General features: G+C 44.4%; 13 protein-coding genes. 9 read left to right on the forward strand and 4 right to left on the reverse strand.

Annotated features, from left to right (window positions below; genetic code table 11):
- Positions 1 to 30: 30 nt before the first annotated feature.
- From JMX13_RS04750 to JMX13_RS04760, 3 genes are all read left to right on the forward strand, one after another.
- Positions 31 to 2,139: an acetyl/propionyl/methylcrotonyl-CoA carboxylase subunit alpha gene (locus JMX13_RS04750; RefSeq protein WP_201610172.1), complete on the forward strand. Its 2,109-nt coding sequence runs from the start codon at positions 31 to 33 to the stop codon at positions 2,137 to 2,139.
- A 35-nt stretch (positions 2,140 to 2,174) separates the two neighbouring features.
- A complete protein-coding gene (locus JMX13_RS04755) occupies positions 2,175 to 3,095 on the forward strand; it encodes a hydroxymethylglutaryl-CoA lyase (protein WP_201610174.1) in 921 nt (306 codons plus the stop codon).
- A gap of 65 nt (positions 3,096 to 3,160) precedes the next feature.
- Entirely contained in the window at positions 3,161 to 4,348 is a 1,188-nt protein-coding gene (locus JMX13_RS04760) for an isovaleryl-CoA dehydrogenase (RefSeq protein WP_201610176.1), read from the forward strand.
- A 103-nt stretch (positions 4,349 to 4,451) separates the two neighbouring features.
- Here the strand turns inward: JMX13_RS04760 and JMX13_RS04765 are convergent, their stop codons facing one another.
- Positions 4,452 to 5,180 carry a pantothenate kinase gene (locus JMX13_RS04765; RefSeq protein WP_201610178.1) on the reverse strand — a complete coding sequence of 243 codons (729 nt, stop codon included), beginning with the start codon at positions 5,178 to 5,180 and terminating at the stop codon, positions 4,452 to 4,454.
- A gap of 37 nt (positions 5,181 to 5,217) precedes the next feature.
- Positions 5,218 to 6,168: a biotin--[acetyl-CoA-carboxylase] ligase gene (locus JMX13_RS04770; RefSeq protein WP_201610181.1), complete on the reverse strand. Its 951-nt coding sequence runs from the start codon at positions 6,166 to 6,168 to the stop codon at positions 5,218 to 5,220.
- Between the two features lie 179 nt (positions 6,169 to 6,347).
- On the opposite strand from JMX13_RS04770, the gene JMX13_RS04775 reads away from it, so the two are divergent.
- Positions 6,348 to 7,151, forward strand: coding sequence for a sulfite exporter TauE/SafE family protein (locus JMX13_RS04775; RefSeq protein ID WP_201610410.1), 804 nt, complete (start codon positions 6,348 to 6,350; stop codon positions 7,149 to 7,151).
- A gap of 45 nt (positions 7,152 to 7,196) precedes the next feature.
- Positions 7,197 to 8,132 carry an STM4504/CBY_0614 family protein gene (locus JMX13_RS04780; RefSeq protein ID WP_201610183.1) on the forward strand — a complete coding sequence of 312 codons (936 nt, stop codon included), beginning with the start codon at positions 7,197 to 7,199 and terminating at the stop codon, positions 8,130 to 8,132.
- Here JMX13_RS04780 and JMX13_RS04785 read toward each other — a convergent pair whose 3' ends face one another.
- On the reverse strand, positions 8,133 to 8,432 hold the full coding sequence (locus JMX13_RS04785; protein WP_201610185.1) for a DUF4298 domain-containing protein: 300 nt from the start codon (positions 8,430 to 8,432) through the stop codon (positions 8,133 to 8,135).
- 139 nt (positions 8,433 to 8,571) lie between these two features.
- Between JMX13_RS04785 and JMX13_RS04790 the strand changes: the two genes are divergently transcribed.
- From JMX13_RS04790 to JMX13_RS04805, 4 genes are all read left to right on the forward strand, one after another.
- On the forward strand, positions 8,572 to 12,522 hold the full coding sequence (locus tag JMX13_RS04790) for an AAA family ATPase (RefSeq protein WP_201610187.1): 3,951 nt from the start codon (positions 8,572 to 8,574) through the stop codon (positions 12,520 to 12,522).
- A gap of 216 nt (positions 12,523 to 12,738) precedes the next feature.
- Positions 12,739 to 13,755, forward strand: coding sequence for a cell division protein ZipA C-terminal FtsZ-binding domain-containing protein (locus JMX13_RS04795; protein ID WP_201610189.1), 1,017 nt, complete (start codon positions 12,739 to 12,741; stop codon positions 13,753 to 13,755).
- A 259-nt stretch (positions 13,756 to 14,014) separates the two neighbouring features.
- Positions 14,015 to 16,105 (forward strand): NAD-dependent DNA ligase LigA, encoded by a 2,091-nt coding sequence (gene ligA / locus JMX13_RS04800; RefSeq protein WP_201610191.1) that lies wholly within the window; start codon positions 14,015 to 14,017, stop codon positions 16,103 to 16,105.
- A 313-nt stretch (positions 16,106 to 16,418) separates the two neighbouring features.
- Positions 16,419 to 17,192: a hypothetical protein gene (locus JMX13_RS04805; RefSeq protein ID WP_201610193.1), complete on the forward strand. Its 774-nt coding sequence runs from the start codon at positions 16,419 to 16,421 to the stop codon at positions 17,190 to 17,192.
- A gap of 75 nt (positions 17,193 to 17,267) precedes the next feature.
- On the opposite strand, the gene JMX13_RS04810 is transcribed toward JMX13_RS04805, so the two are convergent.
- Positions 17,268 to 17,798 carry a hypothetical protein gene (locus JMX13_RS04810; protein WP_227686220.1) on the reverse strand — a complete coding sequence of 177 codons (531 nt, stop codon included), beginning with the start codon at positions 17,796 to 17,798 and terminating at the stop codon, positions 17,268 to 17,270.
- Between the last annotated feature and the right edge of the window lie 253 nt (positions 17,799 to 18,051).

An 18,051-nucleotide genomic window follows, 5' to 3' on the forward strand; every position in this document is an offset into this window, starting at 1 on the left:
CGATAAAAATGACAAGACACAGGGATAGTTATGTTTTCTAAAATTCTAATCGCCAACCGTGGTGAAATTGCTTGCCGAGTTGCCGCGACTGCCAAGCGTTTGGGCGTAAGTACCGTTGCTGTTTATTCTGATGCTGACCGTGAGGCTAAGCATGTCGCTGTCTGTGATGAGGCTGTTTATTTGGGTGGTTCGGCGCCTAAAGATAGCTACCTCAAGGGCGATGCTATCATTGCGATTGCCAAAGCAACTGGCGCACAAGCGATTCATCCAGGTTATGGTTTTTTAAGTGAAAATGCGGATTTTGCGCAAGCTTGCCAAGATGCTGGTTTGGTATTTATTGGTCCATCGGCTGACGCTATTCGCGCCATGGGCGGAAAATCTGAGTCTAAGCGCCTGATGGAAGCGGCTGGCGTGCCACTGATACCTGGCTATCACGGTGAAAACCAAGAAGCAGAATTCTTACAGCAGCAAGCAGACAGCATCGGCTACCCCGTATTGATTAAAGCCAGTGCCGGCGGTGGTGGTAAAGGCATGCGTATCGTCGAGCAAAGCAGCGATTTTATTGACCTACTAGACTCATGTCGCCGCGAAGCAATTACCAGTTTTGGTAATGATCAAGTACTGATTGAAAAATACGCCCTAAAACCACGTCATATCGAAATCCAAGTATTTGGTGATACCCATGGCAATTATGTGCATCTGTTTGAGCGAGATTGCTCGGTACAGCGTCGCCATCAAAAAGTATTAGAAGAAGCGCCAGCACCGGGTGTTGACGCGGCGATGCGTGAAGCAATGGGCACTGCTGCCATTGAAGCGGCACGTGCAGTCAATTATTTTGGTGCAGGCACGGTCGAGTTTATCGTTGAGCAACGCGCGGGTTCTATGAACTTTTATTTTATGGAGATGAATACCCGTCTGCAAGTTGAGCATCCGGTTAGTGAAGCCATCTCTGGGGTGGATTTGGTCGAATGGCAGCTATTGGTTGCGGCAGGTTTGCCATTGCCGAAAAAACAAGAAGAGCTAGCGATTAATGGTCATGCGATTGAGGCACGTATTTGTGCTGAAAACCCTGATAATGGTTTTTTACCAGCGACAGGTACTTTATTTACTTATCAGAAGCCTGAGCATAGTACTTTCGCCATAGATAAGAACAGCGCAGACGTGCGTATCGATGACGGCGTACGCGAAGGCGATGTGATCAGTCCGTTCTATGACTCGATGATTGCAAAGCTCATCGTTCATGCGCCCACGCGCGAGCAAGCATTAGCCAAACTTGACCGTGCACTCGCTCAAACGCGCATCGTCGGTCTGCCAAATAACGTCGCATTTTTGCGCTACATTATAAATACCGAGTCGTTTAGGCAGGCCAATCTTGATACGGCATTGATTGAGCGTGAGCATGATGAGCTCTTTAATCAGCATCCGCTTAAATTATCGACGCTTGCTGTGACAGCCATTGCTCAGCAGCTTGCCAGTGAAGCGACAACGCAAGGGTCAGATCCGTTTAGCAAACCGACGGGTTTCCGTGCTTATAGCGACTACACAAGATCGTTTGGCCTGGTTTACGATGAGCAATCTTACACTGCTCGTATTAGTCATTGGCACAATGCAAGTTGTTCTGACGGCAAAAAAGCTGCTGAAAATCTGAGTAGCTTTACGCTGGTCATTGAAAAAGAAATCGCTCACACTCAAGAGAATAGCAATGCTAATGTAGCCGCCCAAACAGCAAGGGTTTATGAAGGGCAAGTGAGTTATGCCAGTAGTGATGCACACAATCATACGTTATGGTTAGATGAGGCACGTATCAGTGCCCAAAGCTGGGTACATAATGAGACCGTCTATGTGTTCACCGATAGCGGTCGTGACGAAATTACGCTGATCGATATCATGGCGCACGTCGGCGAAGAGAGTGCGGCGGTTGGCAGTTTAAAATCACCAATGCCAGGTCAGGTCGTTGCGTTTAAAGTTGCCGTTGGCGATAGCGTGAAAAAAGGCGAGCCACTTGCGGTTATCGAAGCAATGAAAATCGAACATACCATTACCGCCCCGACTGATGGTGTGGTGGCAGAATTGTTATTTGTCGCCGGTGACTTGGTTGCCGATGGTGATGAGTTGCTGCGCATCGACAGTGAAAGCTGATAACTGAAAGGTGAATGATAAAAAGGATAATAAGCATGAATCACTCGTACCCAGAACACGTCACCATCGTCGATGTCAGTCCACGTGATGGCTTACAAAATGAAGCCATGACGGTACCAACGGCGGTTAAGCAAAGGCTTATCGATGATTTAATCGCAGCAGGTGTCAAAAAGCTTGAGGCGACTAGCTTTGTATCGCCCAAATGGGTGCCGCAAATGGGTGATAATCGCGCGCTGCTAGAAGCATTGGCGCCCACACGCCATGCGGACGTTTGCTATTCGGTATTAGTGCCCAATATGCGCGGTTTTGAAAATGCCATCATGCATCGTCCTGATGAAATCGTTATCTTTGGCTCTGCAAGCGAAACCTTTAGCCAAAAGAATATCAACTGTAGTATCGATGAGAGTATTGAGCGTTTCGCGCCTGTTGCTGCCGCTGCAAAAGCACAAGGTATCAAAGTGCGAGGCGTTATCTCTTGTACGGTCGGTTGCCCCTATGAAGGCGAGATTGACCCAAGCCAAGTGGCTTATGTCACTAAACGTTTGGTTGAAATAGGCTCAGAGCAGATTGGCATTGCCGATACCATTGGCGTAGGTACGCCGCTCAGGGTACAGCGCGCGCTGCAAGCCGCACTGGAGTACGCCGATATCAGCATGCTATCAGGACATTTTCATGACACCTATGGTCAAGCAGTCAGTAATACCTTAGCCGCCTTACAAATGGGGGTCAGTGAATTTGATACCTCAGTGGCGGGGCTTGGTGGTTGTCCATACGCCAAAGGTGCAACAGGTAATGTCGCCACTGAAGACGTCGTCTATATGCTGCATGGTATGGGCATCAGCACCGGCATTGATTTAGATAAGCTGGTCATAGCTGGCGAGCGTATTAGTGAGTTTCTAGGTCGTCGCAATGGTTCAAGCGTGGCTCGTGCGTTAATTAATAAGCGTCAGGCTTAACGAATGTTACTTTAAAAAATAAATCAAAATTCAAGATTTAAAACATCAAAATACAAGGAATGGTTATGAGTTTACCTGGATTGAATTTTCAGCTTGGCGAAGATATCGATGCCTTACGTGATATGGTGCAGCAGTTTGCGGCAAAAGAAATTGCCCCACGTGCTGCCGAGATTGACAGCAGCGACGATTTCCCAATGGATTTGTGGCAAAAAATGGGCGAGATTGGTCTACATGGCATCACCGTTCCCGAAGAGTACGGCGGCTCTGATATGGGTTACGTCGCACATATGGTCGCGATGGAAGAGATTAGCCGTGCCTCTGCCTCTGTAGCGCTGAGCTATGGTGCGCATTCAAATCTGTGTATCAACCAAATTAAACGTAATGGCAGTGACGCTCAAAAACAAAAGTATCTGCCAAAACTTATCAGCGGTGAGTTTATCGGTGCACTCGCCATGAGTGAAACTGGCGCTGGGTCAGATGTCGTTAGTATGAAGCTGAAAGCCGAAGAGAAAGACGGTTATTATGTGCTAAATGGTAGCAAAATGTGGATTACCAATGGTCCTGATGCTGACGTAATGGTGGTATATGCTAAGACCAATCCAGAGCTTGGCGGCAAAGGCATGACCGCTTTTATCGTTGAAAAAGGCATGGAAGGCTTTGGCACGGCGCAAAAGCTCGACAAACTTGGCATGCGCGGTAGCCATACGGGTGAGATGACCTTTAACAATGTTGAAGTACCCAAAGAAAATATCTTAGGCGGCCTCAACGAAGGCGTTAAGGTACTGATGAGTGGTCTCGATTATGAGCGCGCAGTATTAGCCGCCGGTCCTATCGGTATCATGCAAGCGGTAATGGACAATGTCGTGCCTTATATCCACGACCGTAAGCAGTTTGGGCAAGCGATTGGTGAGTTCCAGCTTATCCAAGGTAAAGTGGCCGACATGTATACCATTTTGCAAGCAGGGCGCAGCTTTTTATATACCGTTGGTAAAAACCTCGATATGCTAGACAAACGCGGCGCCGGTCATAGCCGAGAAGTACGTAAAGATTGCGCCAGTGTCATTTTATGGTGTGCTGAAAAAGCCACTTGGATGGCAGGCGAGGGCATTCAAATCTTTGGTGGTAATGGCTATACTAATGAGTATCCACTTGGTCGCTACTGGCGTGATGCCAAGCTGTATGAAATCGGCGCAGGTACCAGTGAAATTCGCCGTATGTTGGTTGGTCGTGAGCTATTTAACGAGACGAAATAGAAAATATTTAGGTAAAAGTATTTAGGTATTAGTTATAACAAAAAAGCAGTACGTTTTAAGCGTACTGCTTTTTTGGTTCTGTTTTATAAAGACTTTTAAGGAATTATGCCTGTTTACTATGGTCAAAATAGCGTGCCAGACCATTTAATAATAAATCATCACGGATACGCACTGGGCGATTAACGTGTTGGGCGATAATGGCTGCATCGCCACCGGTCATAATGACTTCAAAGTTGGGATGGCGATGGCTAATCTCGTTTATCGCGCCAACGATAGATAGTAATATGCCGCGATGTACCGCATCTTGCGTGGTAATGCCCTGACTGACACTATCAAAAGTGCCGTTAGAGATGGTGATTTGCTTGGTACCAGAAAATAGTGACTCACGCTGCAGGTAGATGCTAGGGAAAATATAACCGCCTAAATGCTCAGCGTGGTCAATCAAATCAATGGTCACCGCTGTACCGCAGCCTATCACACATTGACGTTTGGTTTTGTCCACCGCGCCCAGCATCTGCAGCCAACGATCACAGCCGAGCTGCTCTTCATTATAAGCGCTTTTCATCAGCGGATAATTGGCATCGACATGGACAAATTCAAACGGGATGTTAAGGCGACTTAAAGTCTCTGAAACTTTAGCATTGAGATCATCGCCTAGCACTGATGAGATACCGATAAAGTCAGGTGCATAACGCTCAAAGCGATCGGTCAGACCCATAAGTAATTCTGCTGGCGCTTGCAAATGTTGCTTGGCATCATGCGCGACTATCTGCCCGATATCGTCGGTCAGCCAGTATTTAAGACGGGTGTTTCCCAGATCTAACCAGAGCATAAAAATCCCTTTATATAGTGCCCGTTGGGTCTTTAATTTAAGCCTTATTAGTAACGTCAATGCGTCCGGTAAAAAGCGCAGAAATCTTACCGTTATCTTGACGCAATTGCAAACATCCGTTTGTATCAATACTGCAGGCGTCTCCGGTGACCACATGCGCTTTATCATCATGGTCTTGAGTGACCTGTAATCGCAGATCTGCTAGTGCATCCATCGTCGCAAACTCTTGCAAAAATCTATCCAAATAATAGGTATGTCCGGTCGGCTTCTCTATATCAAAGTGCTCAAAGCGCGTCATCGCTGCTAGTAATGCCTCACTAATTTGCTGATAAAGCGTTTGTAAGGTCGGTAGGCTATTAGTATTATCTGATTCCAGCACATGGTAAATATCTTGTAAGCTGATCGCTTGATAACTCATTCCTTCGCAAGTTTCTGCCGTCAGCTTTGGAGTGGCTTGTACATTGAGTCCAACCCCCATCACCACACCAACCAATTTTCCTGCCTTCCATACCGGTTCAATTAAAATACCAGCAAGCTTATTAAATTGAATAATTTGCGTATGCAGTTCAGCGTCATCTGATTTAGGTGGGTTTTGATAAAAGCCCAAGTCATTGGCCCATTTTACGCCAATAGGCGTTAAACCTTGTACGCGTAATTGCTTATTTAAGATTTGGATAACAGGCATTTTTGCCAGTTCAACGCCGATAACTAAGGACAACAAACCGCTTATCGGCATATGCACTGGATGATATAAGGACAGATACACATTGCCGCGCGGTGATTGCCATGAGCGTCCTCGCTGCCCCCGTCCTGCGCTTTGGGACTCAGCCGTTAATAGATGCAATTCCGTGGCGTTCAGCGTACCATCCTGTACCGCTTCTATCAGCTCGCTATTGGTAGAAGCGCTGCTAGTGACGTGACGATGGGTAAGCTCAGATAAATGGACAGATGGATTGGTTGGTGACGGCATAGATATAGGTAACGGCATAAATTTAGTCGCTGTGGTTCATATAATGTTTGATAGAGTCTTTGTTATCGCTTTTGATATACTAACGCGATTGTTAAGAATGATAGCCATCGGCAACATTGTCACGACTTGGATACTAATGACGTGAAGGCGTTAGTTATTATCATATAAAAACAGCCATAATAAAAGGTAGCGCTATGATGTTGTATGTGTGGTTTGTGATTGCAGGGGCATTTGCTGGGGTTAGCGCAGGTCTATTTGGCGTAGGCGGTGGCATGATTATCGTGCCTGCTTTGGTATGGATTTTTACTGCCTATCATTTTCCACCAGAAGTGGTAACTCATCTGGCAATCGGCACGTCACTGGCGACTATCGTAGTAACTTCTATTAGCTCGTTGACTGCGCACAATAAGCGTGGCGGTGTACGCTGGGAAGTATGGCGCAAAATGGCGTTGGGTTTGGTTATCGGTAGCCTCGTTGGGGCGGGTATTGCTGATATGATTGATGGTAAAGTATTGCAAGCTATCATCGGTATTGGCGCGTTATTAGTCGCTTTAAAGATGTTGTTCTTTTCTAATAAAGAGCAGTTAGGTAAACCATTACCATCAGCTGGCGTGCAATTTGGCGCGGGTACGGGCATTGGTATGGCATCGTCTATTTTTGGAATTGGCGGCGGTAGTTTGACCGTACCGTTTTTAAACTGGGCGGGATTGCCGATGAAACAATCGGTCGGCACTTCAGCAGCTTGTGGCTTGCCGATCGCATTGGCTGGCGCGGCAGGGTTTGCATGGTTTGGTCAAGACGTGGTCAATCTACCCGAGGGCACGATAGGCTTTGTCCATATTACGGGTTTCTTATTTATTTCCGTCGCTAGCTTTGCAATGGCAAAAGTTGGCGCTAAGCTTGCCCATGTATTGCCTGCGCTAACGCTTAAACGTGCTTTTGGGGTGTTGCTATTATTTGCAGGTGGGCAGCTATTGTTAAGTGGGCTTGGGGTGTTGTAAAAATCATCTTTTATGGAAAGTATTATTAACAATTAAGGATTAAAAATGGCTGTTTTTGATTTATTTCATAAAAGGCAGAAGAAGCTTCGAGGCGAATATCCTGATGTTTACCAAGATGAGGAGCTGTCTCAAACTATTAGAGTGCAAATAGTGCACCTCTGGAAAGAATCAATAGGCGAAGATTTTTCAGGAGGACAATGGAACCCAAGTAGTGAAAATCGGAAATATGTTGAAAAATGCTATAATATTTTGTGTAAGGAATTAGGTGTATTTGAGTTGGGCGAGGACGATACTTCGTTTGGAGTAACCATTAGCTACTTTAAAAATATTTCTAATTATTTTTTAAGAGAGAAAGATGTTGAAAAAGCGCTAAGCATTATCGAATTAATGTTAGGGATTACCAAGCTTTTTGCTAAAGATTATCGAAACAAAATCGATATTGAGGATGTTATAAATGAACTTAATCAAAGATTTAGTGAACATGGGATAGGTTATCAATACGAGAATGGTCAAATCATTAGAGTAGATTCTGAGTTTATCCATGCTGAAGCGGTTAAACCTGCTTTACAGTTATTGAGTAATCCAACATATAAAGGTGCACAAGCAGAATTTTTAAAAGCACATGAACACTATCGCCATGAAAGGTATAGTGAAGCCTTAATAGACTGTCTTAAAGCATATGAAAGTACATTAAAAATTATTCTAGATAAAAATAAATGGGAGTATAGCCCTAATGCAACCGCTGACGAGCTTACAGGTCGACTCATGCAATCGGGATTAGTTCCCGAGTTTTGGCAACAGTATTTTAAGTCGTTGAAAAATACTTTAACTTCAGGTGTTCCTACTGCTCGTAATAAATTGGCAGGTCATGGTGCTGCCAATGAAGTTAGAGAGATACCTGAGTATTTAGTTAGTTATATCCTTCATATGACAGCCTCTAATATAGTATTTTTAATCAGAGCAGATGAAAGCTTGAGATGATTACTTCTTATCAATCGCATCAAGCCCCAAACGCATCCACTTTCTTGCTACTTCATCATGGTCGCTGAGCATACTCCACAGCGCATCTTCACTAAAGATAGAGTACTCTTTACCCGAATGCTCAATGGGCAGATCCGCTTCACGGTCTGTCATCCATTGCGGGTTGAGGTAGTAATCTTTCAACTCATTTTGCAAGGCTTCAGCGCGCAAAAATTGCTGCTGCGCCTCAAGCTGTTGACGATGCAGCTCACACCATTCTTCATATTTTTGCTGTAATTCTTGCGGATTATAATCGGTCATTGTAAGGCCCTTAATTGTTATTATTTAGATGAATGGTGCAAATTTTCAGCCCTATTATAGCATCCTTCACAAACCCTAAAAACCTAGCCCAATTTCAGGTAGAATAGCCGCCTGTTTTTGCTAAGTTTATCGATTCTTCATGCGTCTAAAATCTCTCAAGCTGGCAGGCTTTAAATCCTTTGCCAATCCTACGACTTTTACCTTTCGCCATGGCATTACCGCCATTGTCGGGCCAAACGGCTGCGGCAAATCCAACGTCATCGATGCCATTCGTTGGGTGTTAGGCGAAACCTCTGCTAAGCAGCTGCGTGGTGGGGCGATGAGTGATGTTATCTTCGCCGGTACGCAAGATAAAGCGGCCAAAAGTGTTGCCAGTGTCGAGCTGACTTTTGAACATACGCAAGATGAGCAGACCGGTATTCGCCATGAGTTTAATCTCTATCAAGAGCTGTCTGTACGCCGTCAGGTCAACAAGGAAGGGCGCTCGGATTATTTCATCAATGGTACGCGCTGTCGTCGCCGTGATGTGGTCGATGTGTTTTTGGGAACGGGGCTTGGCGCGCGCAGTTATGCGGTCATCGAGCAAGGTATGATTGGGCGTATTGTTGAATCTAGCCCGCTGCAGCTGCGTGAGTTTATCGAAGAGGCGGCTGGCGTTTCTCGCTATCAAGCGCGCCGTGAAGAAACGCAAAAGAAGCTCGAGAAAACTCAAGATAATTTAGCCCGTCTGCACGATATGCAAAGCGAGCTGGTCAGCCAACAAAAACGATTATCTAAGCAAGCGGCCAGTGCTGAGCGTTATGAGGAAATAGCGGTAACGCTTGCTGATATCAAGCAGCAACTTGCCATTCAGCAGTTATATCAAGCTAAGCATAATCAGCAGCAGCAAAAAATAGCTTATGAACGCAGCGCTAATGAGGTCGCCACACTACAAACGAGCTATGAAACGCTAAAAGCTAAACAAGATAAGCTTGCTGCCCATATCAACCAAGAGCAGTGGCTCAAAGACGATGCTCAAAGCAACCATTATCAGCAGCAGCTAAGCTATCAACAAGCTGAGCATGAGCTTAGCGATGCCAAATCACAATTAAACGTTATCGCACAGCAACTTACGAGCTTAGAGCAGCAGCGTCAGCAAGCCGTGACTGAAATTGAGCGCTTAAAAACTGAGCAAGCTGAGCAGCAGAATATATTAGCAGAGTTGCGTCCGCAGCTGATTGAACTTAGCAACAAACGTGAATCGCACAAACGCAACGAGCAACCATTGCAGCGCGCTTACCATGACGCGCAAAATCAGCTATCAAGGCTGCAAGATACTGCTCGCTCGCTAGAACAGCAGCAAGCCATCAATAACCAAGCGCAAAAACGCCAGCAGCAAAATCATGAGAAATGGCAGCGCCGCCAGCAAAATTGGCAGGATTTATGGCAGCAATTACAACAGTCTGTATCTCTGAATAATAGTACTGATGGACAATCGCCAACGGATGCAAAAAACTTAAAGCAGACGTTAGAGACGCAAGTTACTGAGCTTAATAAACAGTTGCAGCAGATTGAACGCCAACAAGATAGTATCGATGAACGACTGTCTGAGCTACAACCGCAAGCGCATGAGTTACAGCAGCGTCTAAACACGCAGCAGCGCGAGTTAAGCGAGGATGAAAAACGTCACGCGGTATTGGCAGGTGAGTACGATACGCTACATAAGATATTGCATCCTAAGCCACTACCAAAATCGCAACAGCAAGCATCTATTTCAGGAACTGACAATTTAAAAGCTGATTTAGAAAGTAGCCACGTCAATGACTCTGTAAATAGCTCTAACGAATTAGAATTAGCCATTACCACCTTACGTGAACAGATTGAACTAAGCACAAAAGGGCAGCAGCACGCAGAATTACTCGATAGCGTATTGGCGTTATGGCTAGATAGTCATGTGCTGGTTTCTAGCCAATTGAGTGATGAGAAAACTAATGATGACTCTCAAAAGATAAATAGCTTATGGCAAGTGCTTGAATATGACTTAACAGATTTATTGACTTATCAGACTGCACAAAATGAGCGTAGTAATAGACAAGAGAATTCTTCAATAGAAACTGGTCATAGCTTATGGTTATCTGCTAAGCAAAGTGAGATTAGAGACCATTCATTTGTTAGCGAATTGCCAGATAGCTTAATTGATAAAGTATTTCCTTTATCAGAGCTGATTACTGCCCCTCACTTAGCGCTTTGGCAGCAATGCTATTTATATATTGTGCAATCTGAAACGAATAATCAGCAAACACTTGAATTGCTCACTGATATTTTAAAAGTATTGCCATCATCAGCTATTTTACTAACGACTGACGGTTGGCTTATCAGTCGTCAAGGTACGATAAATCTCAGCAAGTTTGCTAATGCGCAAAATGGGAGCAATAGTCAATTCTTAAGCCAGCGCTTACAGCAACGTAGCCGTCTGCAAGCGTTAGAAGCGTTGCTTGATGAGTTTGAGGTCAAAATACAAGACCAGCAAAAGGTGATTGCTGATAACCAGCGTAACTATGATGCCTTGACGGTCAGCTTAGAAGAAACGCGCGCGCAAGCGCAGCAATTGACCCGTGATAAACACCAATATCAGCAAAAGCTGACCACCGAGCGCGCCAATGTTGAGCGCATCCAAGCGGATAGCCAACGCCTCAATGCTGACAAAGTTGCCCTTGAACAAGAGCAGCAAGAGCTTGCGCAAGAGCAGCAAACGCTCAATCAAGAGCAGCAACATATCCAAAGCAAGATAGCATTATTAACGCCACAGATAGCGGATGCTCGTGCATTAAGTCAGCAATTGCAGTCCGAGCGTAGTGAACTAAATCGCGCGCGGCAGACGGATGATGATGCTTGGCAAGCTTTGCAGCTTCGTATTCAAAAAATCGAGATGGGCTTAGAACACAGCTTGAGTAGTCTTGCGCGGGCAACCGAGCAATATGAAAAATCACTACAAAGTGAGCAAAGTCTAAAAGCGCAGCATGAACAGCAGCAAAATAAATTGCCAGCACTGCAAGCCGAATTGCAGATAACACAGACAGCGCGTGATGAGCAGCAGGTTGTATTAACGACACGCGAGGAAGCATTAACGGCGCTTAAAAAGGAATATAGTCAGCAACAGGTCGAGTTAGATACTTTGCAAAATACTTTGCAAAATCAACAAAGTGAGCTTGCCCATCTTGCTACCGAGTTAGCATTAAGCGCGGCGCGATTAGAGGATGCGAGTAATCATACCCAAGAAGCACTAGATGCCTATTATAAAGTCAGCCATAAATATAAAGTGCAATCGGAGGTGTCGCAGCATCAGGAACAAGTGATGAGCGTCTCAAATTTATTGGCAGATTTTATTGCTCATGATCGTCGTGTGCGTCCAGATAAAATTGCTGAGTTTGAGTCTGAACGTATTAAGCTTGAGCAGCAGCTGGGTAAAGTTGGCGCGGTCAATCTCGCTGCTGTAGCAGAACTGGCTGAAGTTAATGAGCGCTTAGAACCACTCGCGCAGCAGACAGCCGATATTGCTGCCAGTATGCAGACGTTAACGGAAGCGATTGCCTCGATTGATGAAACCACCAAAACCCTATTTATGCAGACGCTCGATGCGGTCAATAACGAGCTTGCCAATTTATTTGCCAAAGTTTTTGGCGGTGGGCAAGCAAGCTTAACGCTAAATACTGATGATATACCTATTAATGCGCCAAAATCAGAACAGTGGCGTGCAGGGCTGACTTTAATGGCACAGCCAAAGGGCAAGCGTAATAGTCGCCTCGCTGTACTGTCAGGTGGTGAGAAAACCTTGACCGCGCTGAGCTTAATTTTTGCGATATTTAAGCAGCATCCAGCGCCGTTTTGTGTGCTCGATGAAGTCGATGCACCGCTTGATGACGCCAACGTCGCCCGCTTTACCAGTCTTATTCACGAGTTAGCAGACGATTTGCAGTTTATCTTTATCAGTCATAATAAGCTGACGATGCAGATTGCTGATGAATTAAAAGGCGTCACCATGCCAAGCGCGGGCATTTCTACTTTGGTTAGCGTCTCGCTTGACGAGGCGGCGCGTTACCTTTCTGATTAAGAGCAGCGCACAGTAGCAAAATAATTAATAACTGCAAGCGATTGTCAGTGGTATAGTTAGGTCTAGAATTTAAAGTCACGTAAGTAGTCAGTCAAGTATTTGGGGCTAATGATAAACGATGACTATATGGTGACGATATTCATTAGCCATGCTAGACTATTGCCATTTATTCCCTCTTATCTATTCCCTTTTGTCATATATTAGGATGTATTTCTCATGACCGCTATCCAGTTTATCTTGATCGCCATTGCCGCATTTATCGTGCTTGCAGGGCTATTTATGGTCATTCGCAGCTTTAAACGGCGCAAAACTGCTGAGGCTGCCGCGGTCAATTATGATAAAAATGGTATTCCCATTATTCCGCGTCATGAGCGTAATATCGTCGAGCAGCCAGACTTGGATGATACGGTCGCAGGCGAAACCAGTATCGCCCCTGATCGCAGTTATCTTAATGCCGTCGTTGAAGAAGAGCCTTTGACGCAAGCGCATAGCCCTGTCGATGCCCAGCTAACGGCTGCCCGCCATGATATTAATGATGATAGTAGTGGCATGATAGATGACGCCGACTATGCACGCTGGCAGGACGAACAGCAGCGCACTGACAACAGCGAGTTCACGGAAGTAGCTGAACACATGCATATCGAGCAAGAGCCTGATGCATTTTCAAGCCTCATGTCAGCTACTGACAGTCTGATGCCAGTGATTGATACCGCAGACGAGCCAAGCTTTGATAATAATAGTCCGATACTCGATCAGCATCTCTCAGAGCCGGTTGATGATGCGCAAAACGGTCCATTAATTAACGCTAAAGACAATATCAATATCACCATTTTGCCGCACCAATACCGTGACCGTCCAGCTGCGGTAATTCGTGGTCGCGATTTATTAGCGTTAATTGATAAATACGGTCTGCGTTATGGCGCGATGAATATGTTCCATCGCTATGAGCAAAAAGACGGTACAGGCATGCTGTGGTTTAGCATGATGGGCATCACTGATAGTGGTATCGCACCTTTTGATCCGCATAGCGTGGCGACCAATAATTATAATGGTGTAGTGGTATTTTTATCATTGCCACATCCACAAGCCTTGCGCAGCTTCGATAGTATGATGAGTATTGCTTATATGATGGCAAGCGATTTAGACGCCGTTATGCTAGATGAAGAGAATGATCCAATCACCCCTGAATACAAGCAACAACTACGCAACCAAGTGCGCGATTATGAAGGTTAGTTTTAACTGATTAACATAAGCTAAGTAATATTAATAGCAGTGAAAAAGGCAAATAGCGCTTGACGTTATTTGCCTTTTTTAGCTTTTGGTTTATGTGCGTTTCATTCGCCTGATTTTCTATAAACTTGGTTTTCAACAGAATCGGTTTTCAACAGAATTAGTTTTCAACAGAATTAGTTTTCTACAAAATGATATCCGCATATCCTGCAAACTTGTTATCATATCGGCATCTTGAATCGCAAAAAAAAAGACGCTGACTATGACTGATCCTATCGCACCGCTTGCCTCTAAAGACATTAATAAAGACATCAATACTGCAAAATCTGCAGACAATAATGCTGCTATCGTTACCCAAATGCGCACGTTTATTGATAATTTAAAGACGCATAATTATGCCTATTATGTGCTCGACAATCCGATCTTAGAAGACAGTGAATACGATCAATTACGTCGCTCATTGTTTGAGCTTGAAGAACAATATCCAGATTTGGTACAGCCAGATAGCCCTATTAATCAAGTCGGCGATATGCCACTGTCTGCCTTTACTCAAGTTACTCATGATATTCCGATGTTATCACTGGGCAACGTTTTTGATTATGACGAATTACATGGCTTTATGCGCCGCGTCAATGATCGTCTTAATGACGCGCAGAAAAATCCTGAATATGAGATGGAGCTAAAACTAGATGGTTTGGCAGTGTCACTCAAATATGCTTATGGAAAATTTACCCAAGCAGTGACACGCGGTGATGGTCAAACGGGCGAGGATATTACCCAAAATGCCAAAACCATTCGCAATTTACCGCTTTGGCTAGCCGCTGCCGCTGATATTGAGCTGTTAGAAGTACGCGGCGAAGTGCTGATGCCCAAAGCAGGTTTTGAGCGTCTGAATCGTCTTGCAGAGGAAAAGGGCGATAAAACCTTTGCCAATCCACGCAATGCTGCCGCTGGCAGTCTGCGTCAGCTTGACCCAGCGATTGCTGCCAGCCGTCCGTTAGCTTTTTATTGCTACTCAGTCAATCAAGGTCTACCTGAGACCATCGACACCCAATCAGCGGCATTGGTTTGGCTCGGTGACATTGGTTTTAGCGTCAGCGCTGTGAGAGTGGTAAAAAACCCACGCGAAGCACAAGCCTATTATGAGTCGATGATTGAAACACGTAGTAAGTTGCCGTTTGAAATTGATGGCATGGTGATTAAGGTCAATAGTTTGGCATTGCAGCAGCAGCTTGGTTTTTTATCGCGTGAGCCGCGTTGGGCAACCGCTTATAAGTTTCCGGCAGAAACTGTCATGACGCGTCTGCATAGCATCGATTGGCAAGTTGGGCGCACTGGCGCGATTACGCCCGTTGGTAAATTAGAACCCGTGAAAGTCGGCGGCGTCACTGTCAGCAATGTCACCTTGCATAACTTTGGTGAGATTCAGCGTTTAGATGTGCGTGCAGGCGATATGGTCAGCGTCCACCGCGCAGGCGACGTCATTCCCAAAGTCACTCGAGTTTGGACAGATCAGCGTCCAGCAGATTCAGAACCTGTTAAATTGCCATCGACCTGTCCGGTGTGCGACTCACCTGTGGTATTGCCCAAAGATGAAGCCTTAGCACGCTGTACGGGTGGACTGTTTTGCCCTGCACAGCAGCAAGAAGCACTTATTCATTTTGTCTCACGTCGGGCGATGGATATCGATGGCTTAGGCGCAAGTTGGTTGATTAGCTTTTTTGAGCACGGTTTGGTCAAGACTGTCGCCGATATTTATCAGTTGCATAAACATCAAGAAGAGCTGATTACGCTTGAAAAACTAGGGGAGAAATCGGTACAAAACATCCTCAGCGCTATCGAAGCCAGTAAGCAGACGACGCTCGCACGCTTTATCTATGCGCTGGGTATTCGCGGTGTTGGCGAAACCACGGCGCAGAATTTAGCGCAGCAATTTGGTGACCTCGATAGCCTCATGGCAGCGGATATCGAAAAACTACTGCAAACGCCTGACGTCGGTGCAATCACCGCTGAGCTAACTTATAAGTTCTTCCGTGCACCGCATAATATTGAAGTCATCACCGCACTGCGCGAAGCAGGCGTGCATTGGGATAAAGTCGAGCAAGTAGCATCAGAAGGCTTGCCGCTCGATGGGCAAACATGGGTCATCACTGGCGCGCTCGATAGTATGGCGCGTGATGAAGCCAAAGCCAAACTACAAGCACTCGGTGCCAAAGTTTCAGGCAGCATCTCAGCAAAAACCACCGCGCTACTGGCAGGCGATAAGGCTGGCTCGAAAATGGTGAAGGCGGAAAAGCTAGGCGTGAAAGTGGTGGGTGAGGAAGAGTTTTTGGTGTTGATAGAAAACTCTTAAATTTTGATTGATAAGGTGGGTTAGCGGTAGCTTACCCCATCTTATTAATTTAGCAAAGAAGCCGTATAATGCGTTTTGCGCACTTTTTAAAATATATTATTCTAATTTATTAACGTAATTTTCTTAGAATTTTACAAGATCAGTATTTTCATCTGACACATAAAAATCTTCTTTTACATACCACTGAGAAGTAAGATAGTGTTTGAGATACATTATTTCAATTCAGTGTTCTATCTATATCTATGTGGTGCATGAAGCATACCTTACCACCTGACCAAATTCATCAATTAATATGACGCGAGATATCTAAGCTATGGAAGATCTAATTGAAGAATTGAGAAAAGAATTACAGCGGGCCTTTCTAACTAAAACCTCGTATTGGAAAGATGAGGTCTATGATTCTCAACAATATCAGCAAGAAATAAAAAATATTCAAACAATTTCAATGGACTTTATCAATGCTGTTAGGCTCATTTCAATGTATTCAACAAGATATGCAGATATTTACGATAATTTCTTATGTATAAGGACTATTGACGATTTGATTCAATCAGCTATTGGAATTAAGGTAATGATTGAAAATGGCATTCATAATACAGCTAGAAGAGAGCTTAGATATTTAATTGAAATGACTACTAAGTATGTAATCGTTGATTATGCAAAAATGGGGTGTAGTTTCGACTCTAAAACAGAGTACTTAAAAGATAGTGTTCCAAATTCATCAATAAAAATTATAGATGACTACTCAACACCATTCTTGGGTGATTTAAAAAATACTTTCCGAAGTGAGGTTAAAGATTTTTTTTATGACGCTTGTGCTTATGTCCATCCATCAAAGAAACAGATAGACGAACAAATGAAAAACTACGGGAGAAATAATACAATTGGGTTTGAATCAGCTAAAATGTTTACGGATATAAATAAAGTGTTATTCAGAGCCTATGATATGATTTTGGTTATGACTTTTCATAGCTTCGGTCACTCAATGAGTAAGGATTTATTTGAGCAGGCATTTGATGAGAATCCTAGCTGGAAATTTCATAAAGGAAAATATGTTAAGGAATTTAGGAAAACACTTTTTAGCTAGATATCGAATAGCTAGCGTTAGGAATACCCTGCAGGATGTAAGTTTTCCTAGCATACATTTAAACTATTAGACTCTCTATTCCACCACCTCGCCATGCGCCTTAACCTCACCCTTCTTACTATCTGGCTGAATCACGATAGGCAATACCAGTCCTTTAGCAAAGTCATCGGACAGCACATAATCATAGCTACTGGCAGCGACATCAGGCGTGGTATGAATGACAAGCTTCATGTCTTTACTATCAATGATTTCATGTGAGGTATAGCTCTCGCTAAGCTGGTCGAGCACCTTTGACAGCGCTTCATTGCTTGCCATGCTTATTGTCAGGTTGTGCTGAGCAGTGGCGTTATCTAATTTAAAGTATTCCGCATAATCGCGCACATTTTGGCTATCAGGCGCAAATGGATATTTATAATTCGTACGGTCAACAGCTTTTTCGCCGCTTGCGACCAGTGACCAATCAATGGTGTTAGCTTTTGCCGCCTCAGACGCTGCTGTGACTGAGGTTTTATCAGAGCTATCAACGCTATCAGTGCCATTAGAATTGTCAGCGCTATTATCGCAGCCCGTTAGTGTCATCATGCCTGCACTAGCTATTATCATCATACTTAATAAGCGCTTTATCATTGAGTTACTCTCTTTATTAGTAGGTCATGAGCTGTTTTTATAGATGAACTATTTTGACAGCTTTTAACGTGCTTCTCTAGCTAAATGCTGCAAAAGGCGATTTCTTATTAATAACGAATGACAGTCGACTGATATAAAAGAAAAAAGGCATTAAGTAAGTTATTAAACAAGGCATTAGCGATGATACTGTTTGATTTTTGGCGATAAAAAAACAGCCATCAAATGATGACTG

Source organism: Psychrobacter immobilis (assembly GCF_904846285.1).
GTDB lineage: Bacteria > Pseudomonadota > Gammaproteobacteria > Pseudomonadales > Moraxellaceae > Psychrobacter > Psychrobacter immobilis_D.